Raw genomic sequence first — 16,718 nt, forward strand, 5'->3', positions numbered from 1 at the left:
TACGCTTCGCTAATCCTACCTACTTACTACCCTGGCGCATTGCTACGCCTATTGGTCATCGTAGGTCGAATTAGCGAAGCGTAATCCGACAGCTAAAACATCCCGGTACCGCGGTCGATATAGTGCGTCTGTTCGCGCGGAACCCCGTTCTCGAGGGACTGCATATCCAGCGTCATGCTCGTGGGCAGGTTGAAGAACACGCCTTTGGCCGCTTCAATCACATTGCCACCTTCGGGGCTTTGCCAGTTCACGCCTTCACGCTGGAACGATAGGAAGAAATCGTTGGTAAAGTCCGGCGTTTCGCCATCAACGGCGTCGCCAATGTCCATGGAGCGAAGGTAACTCAGCGGCGCGCACCGTGCACCGGTGCTGCAATCCGTGGCGTCGCCCTCAATACCAAAATGGCTGGCGCGGAAGTTGGTGGCGTTGGTGTCCGCGTCAAACAGAGTTGCAGCGGTGGGATTGCCGTCGGCGTCTTCGATTTGCAGGCCGATATTACCGCTGAAAGATTCCATATCCGCCGAAATCGTACCCCGGGCCTGCTTGAAACCCATACGGAAACCGGCCAACTCTTTATTCGCGCCTTCGCCCACTTCAGCGAGCTCAATATAGGGCTTCAACCCTTCGAACGGCACCACATCACCGGCCTGATAGGTCTGGCCATTCACCCGCTGAACGCCGTCTTCCCGCGCAATGTGCCCGAGGGCGACGTTGGTTGCCTGGAAATCCGCGCCGTCATTGATGCCGCCGAGCGTTACGCTGTCAGCGTTCAGCCGGGTTTCCGCATCAATATTCAGCGACATGCGCGTGAACTGATGAGCACCGTCATCCAGGTTCTCGATAGTCATCAAGCCCTGCCCCTGCACTTCACTCATTTCCTGGTCGGAAATAGGCTCCAGCTCTGCCTGAGCAACGGGCACAATACCCAGGCAAGCAAGCGCAAAGACAGCGTATCCGTACGCGTCCTGTTTCATCATTCTGTGTCTCTGAAGTCGTGTTGATTGTGCCGTTTTTATTATGTTGACCGTAGAAGCACTATAGCCCAGGCATTAACACCAATAGAGTGAGCAACATCACAGTGGGGGATGACAAAGCGTTAAGGAAAGAGGGAGTTTGACGGGGTTCACAGAGGGTGGGGCAACCCCCTCTCCCTGGGCGGGAGAGGGGGAGAATGCTCAGTCCTGCTGCCAGCCCTGAACCGCTTCCTTGCCGTGCTTCTGGCGCCACTCGTTCAGAGTTTTGTGATTGCCACCACGGGTTTTAACCACTTCACCGGTGTGCGGATTCTTGTAGGTCTTCAGCGGGCGCTTGGCACGCGTGCCTGCGGTAGAATCGGCCTTGGCACCGGCGATGGACGGATCAATCGCGCCGAGGATCTGCAGAACGTCCTTCGGGGCCTTGTTGTATTCTTTCATCAGCGCACGGACTTTGTTCTCGAACTCCAGTTCGCTTTTCAGAGCCTGGTCCTGCTCCAGCTGTTCCAGTTCCGCGGAAAGCTTTTCCATAAGCTGTTTTTTCTGGTAGTAATCGTTAATCTTTGCCATGAATAAAAACCCTTATGATTATTGACCAATAAGTCACGGCAAATAATAAGTTAAATGTCGTCTTTTAGCAAAGTCATTTATTTACCAGGAAGCAATAAAAAAACCAGCCGATTGGCTGGTTTTAAATGGCGGTGATCCGTGAAGTGATTACAAGCGTAAATCTGCCTCGCCCATTGGAAGCACACCTTTCAGATCAAAAAGAACACCGTTTTCTTTCATATATCCCCGAAGTTCGCCCGATGAAAGCGCGGCATATTCCCGATGAGGAACGGCCAGTAAAACGGCATCGTAATGACCACTTTGCGGTTTATCGACCAGCGACACCGCGTATTCATGCTCCGCTTCGGCATTGTCTGCCCAGCAATCGGTAATATCCACGTTGCAGCCGAAATCCTGCAACTCTTTTACCACATCGATCACCCGGGTATTTCTCAAATCCGGGCAGTTTTCCTTAAATGTGAAGCCCATTACCAGCACGCTGGCGTGAGCAATAGTGTGCCCGGCTTTTATCATCGCCTTGACCAACTCCGCCGCCGCATACGGCCCCATGTTGTCGTTTACACGGCGGCCCGAGAGAATAATCTCCGGGTGATAACCAATCGCCTGGGCTTTGTGCGTCAGATAATACGGATCAACCCCAATACAATGGCCGCCCACCAGGCCCGGCTTAAACGGCAAGAAGTTCCATTTGGTTCCGGCGGCTGCCAGTACTTCGTGGGTATCGATCTTCAGGCGAGAAAAAATCATTGAAAGCTCATTCATCAGCGCAATGTTCAGATCGCGCTGGGTGTTTTCAATCACTTTGGCCGCTTCCGCCACTTTGATGGAACTGGCCTTGTGGGTCCCGGCGGTAATAATGTCCGCATAAAGCGCATCGACTTCATCGGCAATGGCCGGCGTGGAGCCGGACGTCACCTTCATAATGGTGGTAACACGGTGCTCTTTATCGCCCGGGTTAATCCGCTCCGGGCTGTAACCGGCGTAAAAGTCCTGGTTAAAAGACAAACCAGAGACTTTCTCCAGCACCGGTACACACACTTCCTCTGTGGCACCGGGATAAACCGTGGACTCATAAATAACAATATCGCCCTGCTTGAGCACTTTGCCAACGCTTTCACTGGCTTTCACCAGCGGCGTTAAATCCGGAGATTTGAATTCATCAATCGGAGTAGGCACGGTCACAATATAAAGCTGGCAATCGCGAATACCGTCCGGGGAATCGGTAAACGACAAACCCGGAGATGCAGCAAGTTCTTCCGAAGACACCTCCCGGGTAAAATCAACACCGTCTTTCAGATCGGCAATGCGTTTGGCGTTAATATCAAAGCCCACCACATCACGCTTTTCACCAAACGCGACTGCCAAAGGCAAACCCACGTACCCCAGGCCGACAACGGCAATTTTCTTCATCGTTCACCTAATCAATCAGAAATAAAATGTGTTCAGAACTAATGGGGAATCATTATCCCGGTTAGACCCAACGCATGAAACCTTTCTTTTAATGCCCGTTTGGCACCCATATCGCCGTGCACAATCCGAATCTCCGACGGGGCCTGCGCCACCCCCTCCACAAACCGGATTAAATCCGACTGCCCCGCGTGGGCCGAATAGCCACCGACCTGGTGAATTTGCGCCCGAATCTCGTATCGGTCGCCGTCCAGCTCCACCCAGCCGCCTTTGGGGCCGTATCTCAGAATATCCCGCCCCGGCGTGCCCGCGGCCTGATAGCCCACAAACAACACATCATTGCATTCATCCCCCAGCATGGCCTTGAGGTAATTCACCACCCTGCCCCCGGCGCACATGCCGGAGCCAGCCAGCACCACGCAGGGCCGGTTGGTTTTCGCCAGGTATTCCACCGCCTCCAGGTGATCTTTGTGGTCATTGATCACCGTTAACTGCTCGAACGACAGCGGGTGGCGGCCCTGGCTGACGACGGTTTGGGCTTCATCGTCCCAGAAAGGTTTCAGGCGGTCGTATATGCGGGTGAATTCGGCAGCCAGCGGGGAATCGACAACGATTTCGAGGTTGTTCCAGGTTAGCGATGGCTGGTTTGTCGGATTACGGTTTTGCCTAATCCTACCTGCGGGCTCGGAGTTTTCGTCGTGGTTTGTCGGATTACGGCTTTGCCTAATCCGACCTACTGGTGCCGAATTTTTTTCGTAGGTCGGATTAGCGCCACCCTGCGGCGCGTAATCCGACACCGCAGCAACCACAGGCGTATCGCCAAACTCGGCAATCAAACTCTCAATTTCGTAAAGCAGCTCCTGCGTTCGCCCAATACTGAACGCAGGGATCAACACCGTGCCGCCATCCGTCAGCGCGTGCTCCAGAATCGCTTTCAACCGATAGCGGCGGGTTTTGCGGTCTTCGTGATCCTTATCGCCGTAGGTGCTTTCAATCACCAGCGTATCCGCCCGCTCCGGCGAGGCCGGTTCCGGCAGCAGCGGTGCGTCCGGGGCACCCAGATCGCCGCTGAACACCACCCGCCGCGCCTCGTCGCCATCACGGGCATCACATTCCACATAGGCCGAGCCCAGAATATGCCCGGCCCGCTGCAGCCTCACGCTCAGGGCGCTGTCATCCTCATCAAACACCGAATGCCACTGGGCATAAGGCACCGCTACAATCCGCGACCGGATCAGCCCCAAGACCCGCTCGATCAGTTTTCGGTCCCGCGTGAAACCAATCTTCAGCGCGTCTTCCAGAATCTCCGGCAGCATGATCGCCGAGGGTTCTGAACAGATAATCGGCCCCTCAAAACCGGCGGCCAGCAAATAGGGAATGCGGCCCACATGGTCGATATGAACGTGGGTGACAATTAAAGCGCGAAGGTGATCAATGGGGAAATCGATCGCCAGGTTTTCGGCATCCGATCCCGGCCCTTTGTCCTCGCCCTGGAAGAGGCCGCAGTCAATGAGAACGCCTGCATCGCCTACGTCGAGTTCGTGGCAGGAGCCGGTAACGCCGGTGGTGGCACCGTGGTGTTTTATATCAATCATCGAAACGTCCGTGTTTGAGAAAGTAATACCTTTACATATTTTGTCGGATTACGGCTACGCCTAATCCGACCTACGGTGGGACGTGCAGCCAAATGTAGGTTGGATTAGGCCCAACGGGCCGTAATCCAACACCTTCAAATTATACCAAAACCAACCCATACCGCGCATAACGCCCTTTGCTCTGAATTGGTACTAACACCCCCTGGGTGACCAGATCCTGCAGATCCCGGGTGGCCGTGGCTTTGGAACAGCGTGTCAGGTTCTGGTATTTGCGGGCATTGATACCTTCCTGAAAAGCCTGGGCATCATCTCCCAGCATTTTCCTGATGAGCTTGATCTGCCTGGCATTCAGCGCGTCGGTGTTAAGGGCATCCCAGAACCGGGCTTTTTTCACAACGTATTGAATCACGCTGATCGCGCCTTCCAAGGCCTCCACAGTCCGCTCACCGAACCAGTTAACCCAGGGCGTTACGTCCAGCGTGTCTTTCGATGCGAGGTTCAGTTGCTGGTAATACGCTTTCCGGTGCTTGCTCAACACCGTGGCCAGGCTCATCATCAACGGCTGACCCAGCATCTGGGATACCGCTACGTCGGCAACCGCCCGGCCAATCCGCCCATTGCCGTCTTCATAGGGGTGAATGGTTTCGAACCACAGATGCGCAATCGCGGCACGCGCCACACCGGGCAAGCCCCGGGATTCCTCATTAAACCACGCCAGGAAAGTGTCCATTTCAGCGGGCACCCTGCAGGAAGGCGGGGCTTCAAAGTGAACCGTCGGGTTGTGAACTGGCCCGGAAACAATCTGCATGGCGTCCGCGTGGGTCCGCCACCGCCCTGCGCCTGGCCTTGCAGCTACAAAGCTCCCGGCATTGGCCCCGGGAATAACCAGCTCACTCCAGTGATGCAAACGCTCAGGCGTCAGCGGCGCGTTATACAAGTCCATCACTTCTAGGATTAATGCCGATATACCCGCAGCCACCGGATCATGAACGGCAACTTTGTCCCCAGGACTCAGGAAGTGGTTTTTAATGGAACTGCGTACATCCTCACGATTCAACGCCTCGCCTTCAATGGCACTGGTTTCAATCGCCGCACTGACCATCAGATCCAACCTCGCCTCACTGCCGAGGTCATCAGGCACCACCGCCATCGCCCCCAGAATTTTCTGTGAGGCTGCGAGTGCCTTATTCGTCCAGAATTCGCCGACCTGCGCATCGAACGTGTATTCCGGCCAGTGTTCCAGTTCCCAGGTATACATCGTATGAGCCGTTAACGTGATTTTATCGGCTCATTATGCGCTTATTTGTGAGCCGTTAGAAGTGATCTAACGGCTCAGGTGGGCAATTGCGATCGAGGGCTCAAAAGGCTGGGCTCTGTTGTCGGATTACGGCTGCGCCTAATCCGACCTACGTGGAAATGTGCCTACTCCCGGTCGTATTAAACTGTAGGTCGGATTAGCAAAGCGTAATCCGACAAGGGTCCAACACCAAAATTCAAACCGGCAACCGCCGAACATTCCCCTCGGTAGCCACCGACGGTGCCTCCTCAGACCCCACACACCAAACCAGGTCCACCACCTCACTGTTCGGCGCATACCCCGTAGGTGCGGTGCGCAGCACGTCCACCACCGCCCGGCAATCAAAACTCTGGCTGGCACGCATCAGCTTGTCCAGCGTGGCATCCACCTCGGCCCATAGCATAGACGCTTCCCGCGCCATCATAATGCGAGGGTGTGCGGTGCCCTGGGGATCATCCCCAATCAGCAGTTCCTCAAACAACTTCTCCCCCGGGCGCAGGCCGGTAAACACCACCTCAATATCGCCATCGGGGTGATCCTCGGTTTTTTCATTCAGCCCCATCAGGTGAATCATCTTGCGGGCCAGGTCCGCAATTTTTACCGGCTCGCCCATATTCAGCACGAACACTTCACCACCCTTGCCCATACTGCCGGCCTGAAGCACCAACTGGCTGGCCTCCGGAATGGTCATGAAATAACGGATGATGTCCGGATGGGTCACCGTAACCGGCCCGCCGTCCCGAATCTGGTCCCGAAACAGCGGCACCACCGAACCGGACGACCCCAGCACATTGCCAAACCGCACCATGGAAAACACCGTATCCGACTGGCGTTGGGCCAACCCCTGCAACACCAACTCCGCCAGGCGCTTACTGGCCCCCATCACATTGGTGGGGCGCACGGCCTTATCCGTAGAGATCAACACAAAGCGCTCAACCCCCGCAGCCACCGCCGCTTCCGCCGCGTGCCAGGTGCCGAACACATTGTTCTGTACGCCCTCAATCACATTGTGTTCCACCAGCGGCACATGCTTATAGGCCGCTGCGTGGTACACCGTCTGCACGCCAAACGCCTTCATCACCGTTTCACAGCGACGGCGGTGAGCCACATTACCCAACAGCGGGTGAAGCTCCACATCCAACCCTTCAACCTGATTGATGGAATGAAGCTCCCGCTCGATGGCGTACAGGGAAAATTCCGACTGCTCAAACAGCACCAGCATTCGGGGTTTGTGGCGAATAATCTGCCGACACAGTTCCGAGCCGATGGAGCCACCCGCGCCGGTCACCATCACCGCCTTCTGATACAGGCTCTCAGCAACTATAGCGGTGTCCGGCCGCACCGGGTCGCGGCCCAGCAAATCTTCAATTTCAAGATCGCGAATGTCATTAATCCGCGCCTGCCCCGCCACCAGTTCCGACATGGACGGCACGGTTTGCACCGGAATCGATAGCGGTTCCAGCTGCTTCAGCAGCGCTTTTCGGTCCACCTGGGAATCCGCATCCAGCGCCAGCAGCAACCGCTGCACCCGATGCTTGGCCGCGTGCTTGGCAATATGACCAATGCTCGCCACCGGCAGCCCGTTGATCATCGCCTTGTGATTAGCACGCTCAAAGGTAATAAACAGCACCGGGCGGTATTCCGTGCCCTGCTCCAGGGCGGAGGCCAGCTGCATGCCGGTCTGCCCTGCGCCGATGATGGCGACGGCTTCTTTACGACGTTGGCGAGGGTGGTTGACGATCATGCGGACGCCAAGGCGGGTTCCGCTGACGAACAGGAAGGCCAGAGCGCCGTAGATGATGGGAACTGAGCGGGGAACGAAGACCTGAAGCAGATAGCCAAGAATGATCAGCGACAGACTGGAAAGCGCGACGCCGTAAATAATGGTGAGGAAGGCTTTGTCGCCCAGGTAGCGAATGACTGCGCGGTACAGACCCAATCGAATGAAGACACCGATGGTGAAGACCACTGTGATGGCCGCAACGATTGTCTGGTCCCAGCTCGGAACCCAAAGGTGCTGTTCAAGCCGCAAGGCAAACGCTGCCCAGATAGCAAAAAACAGCACAATCATGTCGGAGGCTACCGAAATGATCCTTTTTTGATACCTGGGGAGATTCAGAAACGTTTTAATCACAGTCAGTCCTTTACGCGATCCCCGGCACCTTTTCCAAGCACCGTTAAGATAATGTAGCGAAAATACTGTTTGAGGCTAAGCTCTGCCAACATCTTAGCATCAGTTTCCGCCAGCAAATGTGGCGTAGACATGTCAATATCATTAACTTGAGCCAAACCTGTAATACCAGGGCGTGCACTTAGTACACCATACGCTTCGCGCTCCGCAATCAACTCTTCCTGATTAAACAGACACGGACGAGGCCCAACAAGGCTCATTTCTCCTTTTAACACGTTCCAGAGCTGGGGAAGTTCATCCAGCTTGGTGCGGCGAAGGAAATGGCCGAATTTTGTGATAGAGGTGCTGCTAGCCAGGTGACTGGCGACCGATGCCGTGTCTTTCTGCATGGTACGAAACTTCACCAGTGTGAACGGCTTTTTGTTACGCCCTACCCGTTGTTGACGAAAGACAGGGGAGCCGGTGTCGAAAAGACCAACCACGACCAATACCAGCAACACTGGGAAACCAAACACAAGCCCCATGAGGGCAAAAGCAATATCCAACAAACGAATCACAAATAATCCTTATTAATCGGGAAAGCAGCGTTTTAGCCCTTCTTCCACGCTTAGCGGTGCTTGCCAGCCAAGCAGGTTGCGGGCTTTGGAGATATCCACCTGCAAAGAGCCCAACAACCGCTGGGCCAAAGCCTTTTTGCCTAATGTGGAGGCACCGAACATCAGTAAGCCGACTGGCACCGGCAACAGCCGCGAGGGCTTGCCTATAGCTCTGGCGACACCTTGCAAAAGTTCGGTGGTGGAAATGTCCTCGCCATCCCCAGCCAAAAATACCTGGTTGGCAGCAGCGGGGTGATCAATACAGGTAATAATCAGGTCTACCAGGTTATCCAGCGCGATCAGTGAGCGTTTGTTGTGAATCGAACCCAACGGCAGTGGTAAGCCCTTTGCAACCAGCTTAATCATACTGGCAAAGTTGCCCTTAACGCCCGGCCCATAAACCAGTGGGGGGCGAATAATCACCACCTCTAAACCAGTTTCAGCAGCAAGGCGCTGCAACCCTTGCTCCGCTTCCAATTTAGATACACCGTACGGATCTTCCGGGGCGGGAGTATCTTCTTCGCTGAAAGGTGCCACTTTTGAGGTCTGTTCGCCATTAACCTTGATAGAACTCAGATACACAAGGCGCTTAACACCGGCTTCAAACGCTTGGCGAGCAAGATTATGGGTGCCCTCGACATTAACCTTGCGGAATTCTGCAAGTGGATGTGACACCTCATCTTTCATAATGTGGGCTCGCGCAGCGCAGTGAACAACAACATTTACGCTTTTCAAAGCTTCACGCCAATCAGTATTCCCATCAATCTCACCAACCACGGGCCCAAAACCGGGGGCGGCGTTCAAGCGTATCGGCGCACATACCTGAATTCCTTCTTCCTTAAGTTGTCGGACCAGGCCTGCGCCCACAAAGCCTGTTCCTCCGGTAACCATCACTTTACTCAATTATGCGACTCCCCGAGCGCGACCAAATCCTTCGCCATCTCGTCCATGATTGCTCTACGGGAGAAGCGGGCAACAAACCTCTCCCGGGCCTCGTCACGAATACACAATCTGTTAAAAGCCTCCACGGCCTCAGCTTCCGCACAAGGAGAGAACACCTCCGCGTTATCAAGATTCTCCCTTACAAAACTTGCGGCATAGCCCGCAACGCCAGCCCATATCGGCTTACCCAACGCCCCGTATTCGAACAATTTAGAGGGCAACACCTTACGGAAAGCATCGTAATCATTAAGGTGTAAAAACAACACGTCAGCTTTCTGATAGGCCTCAATCAACTCTGCGCGGGCAACCGGTGGCTCCAGCACCACATTCGTACAACCGGCTTTGGCGATGGCTTCTTCCAACTGCCGACGCCGGCCGCCTCCACCAATCAAGCGGAATTTGGCACGACCCTCCATTTTTCTGGCGAGCCGGGGAATAATGTTGTGCAGCCCTTGCCCTTCACCCATATTGCCGGCATAAAGCACCTCAACAACTCGGCTATAAGGCACCTCACCGCCAATAGGTTCACCTTTTTCAGGTGCAGCACGCAAAAACTCATCATCAATACCATTGGTAAACACGACCTTGGAAACTTTCGGATACCGAGATTCGAAATACGGCAGAAAGCCAGCCGAGACCACATTCAATCGATCAGCCCTCGAGATTGTCCACCGCTCGACAGCGCCAAACAAAGGCTTCATCAACCACGCCATTTTTCGTGGCAAAATATCTTTAATCGTATCGACAAAAATATCCCGAATATCGAGGTAAAGTGGTACCCCCAGTTGGCGAGCTGTCCTGGCACCCAATGCAGCCGTCATAAGCCTGGACGAACTGGCAAAAACCACATCGTAATCCTGCCCCCTCACAAACTGCCTAACCTCTTTGGCATAAGCCAGAAAAGCCCGTGACTGATCAGCCATACCACTTTCATGGGCAGGCAATCGCACACGTTTGATCGTCAAATTTTGCGTCACTTCTTCTTCCGGTGCCTCAGCATTAAAACCTGCATACCGGTTTGGAAGCGTCGTCACAACATGAATCTCGCTCTTTTCAGGCAATGCTCTCAGAAGCGATTCAACCAGTGCCGTATTACGAAAAGAACCAGCCGACAAATCTGGCTTAAAATAGAAGCTCAACAGCAGAACTTTCACACAGAACTCCAAGTGATTCGGGTATTGAGTTTAGAACCTGTGAGCACCAGAAGCAGCTTCTGATTGCTCATAGAAACACCAAAATAAGGGTGCCACGAACTGCTGGCCAGGCGCGCATCACCCCCAAAAACCTCAAGCATCACGGCACGACCATCGGACAACTGAATGTTAAAGCGGGACTCTCCCTTCGGCTCAACAATCACTTCGGGATGAAAATGCAGGTGGGCGACGGCCTGTTGAAATTGCCCATGCAGTTCATCTTGAATCTGCAAAGTTTCATCAGTTGCAAGCCAGCGCCGATGATGAACCACTTTTCCTGGTAAGCGTTTATATCCATCATGACTGGCTCGCAGGAGAGTCTGCCCCTCGCTTTCCTGTAGATCGACGTCGAAAGGCTTTGCTCGCCTGGCTACCCGAAAACCCGCCCAGACCTCTGATGAGTTCTCGCCATCGACCTCAACTGTATTGTGCGCCGAGGTAGAACGCTGACGATGCCGCTCTGGATCGTCTCCGTATTGAGATATGCCGGAATTAACCAAAACCCTCTGGCTAAAAAGGCTTAGCTCAAAACTGAGAGTGTCGGCATGGGCATGGCCCGGCTGGTAATCTGGCCCAACACGAGCCACGTCGGCCAACAACCGATGGCCCTCGGACCAATCAATAGTGGCGTAACCACTGGATCGCAGCCGTCTACTCTGCAGCTTGCGGGGCACAGCCTCGGGAGGAGAGGTAATGCCAAGTTGTTTTCCATAAAGCTGCAAGTCGCTAAGGGTCGGTGCAACCCCTAGCGTAGCGTCATTAAAGAGTGCTATCTGTCCATCTGGGTGAATCATGGCTCGCAGCCATTCAAGGCCTTTGGCGAAGTGACTCGCCAAAGGCTCGGCTCGTTGATCCAGCTCAGGTATACCGCTTGCTGCCCTTAATGCTAGTAGATCTGCCAAGTCCCAGAGCAGAGTGGCGTGGTACATTGGGGAGAGTTCAAAGTGCGCCCCATCATCCAAAAACTGCTCTTGCAACTGTACATCCAGCAGCTTCAAGCCCTTTCTGAGCCAATGAGCGCCCTGTTCTCCACCTAAAAAAGCACCAACAAAGACCATTGCTTTGGCGTTTGCAAACAGATGGTTCCCGAGAATATGGAACTCAAGCTGCTGTTCCAAAGCATTAGCTTGGCTAACAAGAGAGCGTAACCATTCAGGCTTGACCTGCTCCGGCTTCAAACGACTAAAATATTTCACCCAATTAACCAATCTCAGCGAAAGGCAGTAGGGCTCCCAACCATTACCCTTCAGGAGTGGATTTCCTACAATCCAGGAATCAACCAGATGCTCACAGAGATCAGGGTGTAGTTCGGCTCCCTTTGCGCTGAGATCATCCTGATAGTGCAGGTTATAGAGCCACAACTTGGGGAAGGAAGCATCATTCCAATTGCCGTTAAAGTGAGCGACCTGTCCGAGAAACTCAAAGGTTACGCCGTCATCCGTCGCAGGTTCCAAAAACGCAGGAAAGGACCAGCTAACCCCAGCACCTCTTAAAACGGGCTTCTGCAGAGGTATAAGGTGGGGCTTACGAATACGGTAATAAATCTGATAGAAAAGCTGCCAGAGCTTCAGATAACGAACCGTATGTAAAAACAAACTCCAACGTTTCATCATCCCTCAGTAAACTCGCGGTACGGTTTTAGCCAGACTGAAAACTCAATTACAAAGCAGCTTCTCTAAACTGGCTACGATCCGCTCAGCGGATTTACCATCCCAAAGCGGAGGTATGCTGCCCTGTTTCCAGTCGCCAGCAAACAGCCGCTTCAGGGCCGGCGCAAGTGCGGCAGGGTCAGTGCCTACCAATTCATTCGTGCCCTGCTCCACCGTTTCTGGCCGCTCCGTATTATTTCTTAGCGTTAGGCAGGGAACGCCCATCACTGTGGTCTCCTCGGTAATGCCGCCGGAGTCCGTGATCACCGCCTTGGCATGCTTGACCAGATAGTTGAACTGCAGGTAGGGCTGAGGTTCCGCCAGAATGAAATTATCGGGTAAATCGATCATATCCCTAAGGGTTTTAGCGGTACGCGGATGCACCGGAAACACGACCGGCAAACCTTGGGTATTACGCCCGATGGCCTGCAACATCTTTGCAAATTCCCCGGCGGAATCCACGTTGGCGGGGCGGTGCATAGTCACAACAAAATACTGGCCGGATCTGAGTTCATACCTTTTCCAGAAATCCGGCGGGCTGAACCTGGGCATATTGGCCAGCAGCGTATCGATCATGGTATTGCCCACAAAAAATATCCGCTCTTCTTCAACACCGGACTTCCGAAGGTTGCCACCAGCCCACTCACTGGTCGTGAAAAACCAGTTGGTAATGCTATCCGTGACCATCCGATTGATTTCCTCCGGCATGCTCCAATCTCCGGAACGAATACCAGCTTCCACATGAACTACCGGAATACGCAACTTCTGGGATGTAATTGCGCATGCCATCGTGGATGTCACATCACCCACAACAAGACACAGAGCACTGGGGACATCAAGAAGTAAGCTTTCATATCGGGTCATAATGCCGGCAGTCTGCTCTGCCTGGGTGCCACCGCCTACCTCAAGATTCACATCCGGCTCAGGAATACCTAATTGCTCGAAAAAAGCCCCGGACATGCTTGCGTCGTAATGCTGGCCAGTATGGATCAGCCGATAACTTAACTTGCTCCCCGTAGCCTGGCGAACCTGCAAGGCCCGGATGATCGGAGCGATTTTCATGAAATTGGGGCGGGCACCTGCAATTATATCAATCAGCATCAGTTCTGGCTCCTTAGTTGTTCGGCGACATCCAGAGTTACCCGCGACACCTCAAAAACCTCTTTCAAGGGTATGGGTGACTGGCCACCACCGGAAACTGCCTTTACAAACTCATTGGCGCAAGCACTCTGCCCCTTATCCTGGCGCCACAGACGATTATTTCTTGCATTTGGCCAACCATAGATTCTCAGCTTGCGGAAGTTATCCAACTGCAGCACTCGGCCTGCACAGAATACTTCCAGCCGTTCTTTGGAAAAACTTTTGTCTCCATTAGCAAGGTAATGAATTGTGCCGACGGAGCCATCAGCAAAGGTCAAGATGATGGTCGCTCTGTCTTCAGTAACTTCGACGGCAGGGTGGCGTCCAACCGCGACGCTGTGATGGCCTGTGATGGGCGCTCCCACTACGTGCCTCAACAGATCAATAAAATGACACGCTTCACCCACAATCCGGCCACCACCGACCTGTGGATCCTGGGTCCAGTGGTCTGCGGGAATAGCACCGGCGTTTACCGTCATCACCAGATTCTTGGGTTCGACCACTGTTTCCAAAAGCGCCTTTACCGTGATCACATGAGGAGCAAAACGACGATTAAAACCAATCATCAGCAATTGTTCCGGCCGCTGGGTCGCTTCGACCTCAATCGCTGTCAGCTCCTCACGGGTTAAGCAAAGCGGCTTTTCGCAGAAAATATGCTTTCCTGCCTTCAACCCGTCAAGCACCTGGCGGGCATGACTATTATGCCGGGTAGCAATTACCAAGGTGTTAACAGATGCATCTTCCATTAACGCCTTGGCATCAGTGGAGGCCTGCTTGAAACCGTATTTCTTGCCGTAATGGACAGAACTCACTCCGCCACCACTGACCACGGTATGCATTTCAGCCCCAGCAGCTTTGAATGCAGGAATAAGCACCCGCCCCGCATAATTACCCGAACCCAAGAAACCGACTGTTGCCTTTCCGGCGGCCGGTGGACTGTTGACCACCTCGCCGTCACCGACGCTTTCCTCTCCCTCTGTTAGTGTCACCACCCGGGGGCCCACACTTTGTTGCTGCGGGTATTCCAATAGAATTCCCAAGGATGGCTTACCGGAAGATAATAGATCGTAGGCCTCTTCTGCCTGCTCCAGTCCAAAGCGATGGCTGATCAAGGAATCTATATCCAGAAGACCTGAGTCCATCAGGTCCAACACCGCCTCAAAGTTACGCTGCTCTGTCCAGCGCACAAAGCCAACGGGATAATCCTCGCCCCTCTCCTCATAAGCGGGGTCGTACCGCCCGGGTCCATAGGAACAACTGACTTGAAAAGTTAGCTCCTTTTCATAAAAGTCCGCCCGGGACAGTTCAAGCCCGGCCACACCAACCAGCACGATACGCCCACGCTTGCGACACATGGTTGCCGCCTGGCTAACAGGTTCGTGACTTTTGGTGGACGCAGTAATTACCACCGCATCTACGCCTCGCCCTCGGGAAAACCCTGCAGCAGCTGCCAGCACATCCTCACCTTTGCCAGGATTCACTACCTCTGCTCCGAATTTGCGAGCCAAATCAAGGCGGGCAGGGTCAAAATCAATCCCCAAAACCCGGCACCCCTGTGCACGAAGTATCTGCACAGTAAGCAACCCAATCACGCCAAGGCCGGTTACCACCACACATTCACCAAGCGTTGGATTAGCCAAACGGATACCCTGGAGTCCGATAGCGGCCAGAACCGTGAAGCTCGCCTGTTCATCCGTCACACCGTCGGGAATTTTCGCACTCAGGTTTCTAGGCACAGAGACAACCTGTGCGTGCCCACCATTACTAACGATACGCTCCCCTAGGGCTATACCATCAACGCCCGAGCCGACCTCAGCCACAGTTCCAACATTACAGTAACCCAGCGCCAAAGGCTGATCGAGCTTGCTCTGCACGGCATCCAGCGTAGTTGCCAGACCATCGGTACGTACCTTATCCAGCACCATGCGCACCTTGTCTGGTTGTTGGCGAGCCTTGTCCAGCCAGTTGGCCTTGCCGAAATCCACTAGCATTCGCTCAGTTCCGGCGGAAACTAAGGTATGCGAGGTGTTGACCAGAATATGGCCCTGTCGGACACACGGGGCGGGTACATCCGCCAGTGTTGTTTCACCGGTTTTAAGGCTTTGTAAAATCTGTTTCAAACCTTCAGTCCTTACAAGTTACTAGAATTGGATCGCGAACAGGTCGCTAAGCGCTTTTCCCGTTAAGCAGTAATATGGGCCGTCGTGTAACCAATGACCCTCATTCGGTATTCCGTCATAAAGGGTCTGATATTTTCGTTCCGTACTGTAGAGCTTTAGCCACGCCTGATCATTGCATAAAATTTGCAAACATCCTCATAAGTTTTTATTTTTCGCTTATCACCTTATGAAAAACCGATCAGTTGATTACTACCACTCGAACAAATGTAGTCGTCAACTAATCCCTGACAGTATTTTAAGATTTTCCTCAGCTGCAACGGGCGAAATGCCAACGTTGAATTTGTGAGGTCGTCGCCGGTTATAGTAGTCCATCAGGTAGCTACCAATATCTCTCTGGGCCTCGGACAGGTTTTGGTAACCCAGGGCCGGTAACCACTCCGATTTCAAACTCCTGAACAGCCTCTCCATCGGTGCAATCCCAGCAGTTGCCACGTCGGCTCATGCTTTGGGTCATTCGATAGCGCTAGAGTCTCTGACGGAACTTACGACTGTCATACTGGCTACTCTGGTCCAAATGGAACATGACGTTCTCTGACCGACCATGCTGTTCCCAGGCGTGATCCAGAGCTTTTTTCAACCAGCTCCGCATCCAGACTGGAGGACATCGCCCAGCCAACAACTCGGCGGGCGTACATATCCAGCACTGCAGCCAGATAACACCATCGCTGGCCGCTCCATATGTAAGTGATGTCACCGCACCCGACCTGGTCGGGCTGCTCTACCGCAAACTCTCGATCCAAATGGTTCGGATACAAGCAGAACAGCGGCTTTTTTGGTAAATAGGCGGTACACTTGGGCCGACAGGGCCGCGCGTTCTACATCCACATGGTTCCGCCGTTGGCGGTACTGGTAATAGCTGGAACGACTGATTTCAAACGCTTCGCAGACCTGTTCAATTGACTCCCGCCCCACCCCAACCGGTCTATTAGCGGGTACGATTCATCTCGTCCGACATCGAGAGAGCTGTAGCCATTTTTTTATCTCTTTCTCCCCCCCTCTGTCAGCCTAGTTGTCCAGTTGGCGGTTCCGCCTGAATTTCATTAG

At 53.7% G+C, this 16,718-nt stretch carries 12 protein-coding genes and 1 pseudogene; all 13 read right to left on the bottom strand.

Annotated features, from left to right (window positions below; genetic code table 11):
• Positions 1-92: 92 nt before the first annotated feature.
• Positions 93-977, bottom strand: a complete 885-nt coding sequence (locus WD429_RS13695; protein WP_368422742.1) for a hypothetical protein — start codon at positions 975-977, stop codon at positions 93-95.
• Positions 978-1,175: 198 nt separating this feature from the next.
• Positions 1,176-1,544 carry a histone-like nucleoid-structuring protein, MvaT/MvaU family gene (locus WD429_RS13700; protein WP_368422743.1) on the bottom strand — a complete coding sequence of 123 codons (369 nt, stop codon included), beginning with the start codon at positions 1,542-1,544 and terminating at the stop codon, positions 1,176-1,178.
• A 147-nt stretch (positions 1,545-1,691) separates the two neighbouring features.
• Positions 1,692-2,954, bottom strand: coding sequence for a Vi polysaccharide biosynthesis UDP-N-acetylglucosamine C-6 dehydrogenase TviB (tviB, locus tag WD429_RS13705; RefSeq protein ID WP_368422744.1), 1,263 nt, complete (start codon positions 2,952-2,954; stop codon positions 1,692-1,694).
• A gap of 38 nt (positions 2,955-2,992) precedes the next feature.
• The gene (locus tag WD429_RS13710) at positions 2,993-4,546 is read right to left on the bottom strand and encodes an MBL fold metallo-hydrolase RNA specificity domain-containing protein (protein ID WP_368422745.1); all 1,554 of its coding nucleotides are present in this window, start codon (positions 4,544-4,546) and stop codon (positions 2,993-2,995) included.
• A gap of 139 nt (positions 4,547-4,685) precedes the next feature.
• Complete coding sequence (locus WD429_RS13715) at positions 4,686-5,804, bottom strand: Fic family protein (protein ID WP_368422746.1); 1,119 nt, start codon at positions 5,802-5,804, stop codon at positions 4,686-4,688.
• Between the two features lie 235 nt (positions 5,805-6,039).
• Positions 6,040-7,977 (bottom strand): polysaccharide biosynthesis protein, encoded by a 1,938-nt coding sequence (locus WD429_RS13720; protein ID WP_368422747.1) that lies wholly within the window; start codon positions 7,975-7,977, stop codon positions 6,040-6,042.
• A gap of 2 nt (positions 7,978-7,979) precedes the next feature.
• Positions 7,980-8,531, bottom strand: coding sequence for a sugar transferase (locus WD429_RS13725; protein ID WP_368422748.1), 552 nt, complete (start codon positions 8,529-8,531; stop codon positions 7,980-7,982).
• A gap of 12 nt (positions 8,532-8,543) precedes the next feature.
• Complete coding sequence (locus WD429_RS13730) at positions 8,544-9,473, bottom strand: UDP-glucose 4-epimerase family protein (RefSeq protein WP_368422749.1); 930 nt, start codon at positions 9,471-9,473, stop codon at positions 8,544-8,546.
• A complete protein-coding gene (locus WD429_RS13735; RefSeq protein ID WP_368422750.1) occupies positions 9,470-10,666 on the bottom strand; it encodes a glycosyltransferase family 4 protein in 1,197 nt (398 codons plus the stop codon). Before WD429_RS13735 ends, WD429_RS13730 begins: the two co-directional genes overlap by 4 nt.
• Positions 10,663-12,318, bottom strand: a complete 1,656-nt coding sequence (locus WD429_RS13740; RefSeq protein WP_368422751.1) for a heparinase II/III family protein — start codon at positions 12,316-12,318, stop codon at positions 10,663-10,665. Before WD429_RS13740 ends, WD429_RS13735 begins: the two co-directional genes overlap by 4 nt.
• Before the next feature lie 42 nt (positions 12,319-12,360).
• Positions 12,361-13,455 (bottom strand): non-hydrolyzing UDP-N-acetylglucosamine 2-epimerase, encoded by a 1,095-nt coding sequence (wecB, locus tag WD429_RS13745; protein ID WP_368422752.1) that lies wholly within the window; start codon positions 13,453-13,455, stop codon positions 12,361-12,363.
• The gene (locus WD429_RS13750; protein WP_368422753.1) at positions 13,455-15,614 is read right to left on the bottom strand and encodes a bi-domain-containing oxidoreductase; all 2,160 of its coding nucleotides are present in this window, start codon (positions 15,612-15,614) and stop codon (positions 13,455-13,457) included. Before WD429_RS13750 ends, wecB begins: the two co-directional genes overlap by 1 nt.
• Positions 15,615-15,887: 273 nt before the next feature.
• Positions 15,888-16,423, bottom strand: a pseudogene (locus WD429_RS13755) (IS3 family transposase); the annotation flags it as partial.
• Between the last annotated feature and the right edge of the window lie 295 nt (positions 16,424-16,718).

The organism is Marinobacter sp., from assembly GCF_040904845.1.
Taxonomy (GTDB): Bacteria; Pseudomonadota; Gammaproteobacteria; order Pseudomonadales; family Oleiphilaceae; genus Marinobacter.

Excerpts from the sequence above, each read along its gene's own strand:
- WD429_RS13695 (WP_368422742.1), bottom strand. The coding sequence starts at position 977 with ATGATGAAACAGGACGCGTACGGATACGCTGTCTTTGCGCTTGCTTGC.
- WD429_RS13700 (WP_368422743.1), bottom strand. The coding sequence starts at position 1,544 with ATGGCAAAGATTAACGATTACTACCAGAAAAAACAGCTTATGGAAAAG.
- tviB (WP_368422744.1), bottom strand. The coding sequence starts at position 2,954 with ATGAAGAAAATTGCCGTTGTCGGCCTGGGGTACGTGGGTTTGCCTTTG.
- WD429_RS13710 (WP_368422745.1), bottom strand. The coding sequence starts at position 4,546 with ATGATTGATATAAAACACCACGGTGCCACCACCGGCGTTACCGGCTCC.
- WD429_RS13715 (WP_368422746.1), bottom strand. The coding sequence starts at position 5,804 with ATGTATACCTGGGAACTGGAACACTGGCCGGAATACACGTTCGATGCG.
- WD429_RS13740 (WP_368422751.1), bottom strand. The coding sequence starts at position 12,318 with ATGATGAAACGTTGGAGTTTGTTTTTACATACGGTTCGTTATCTGAAG.
- wecB (WP_368422752.1), bottom strand. The coding sequence starts at position 13,455 with ATGCTGATTGATATAATTGCAGGTGCCCGCCCCAATTTCATGAAAATC.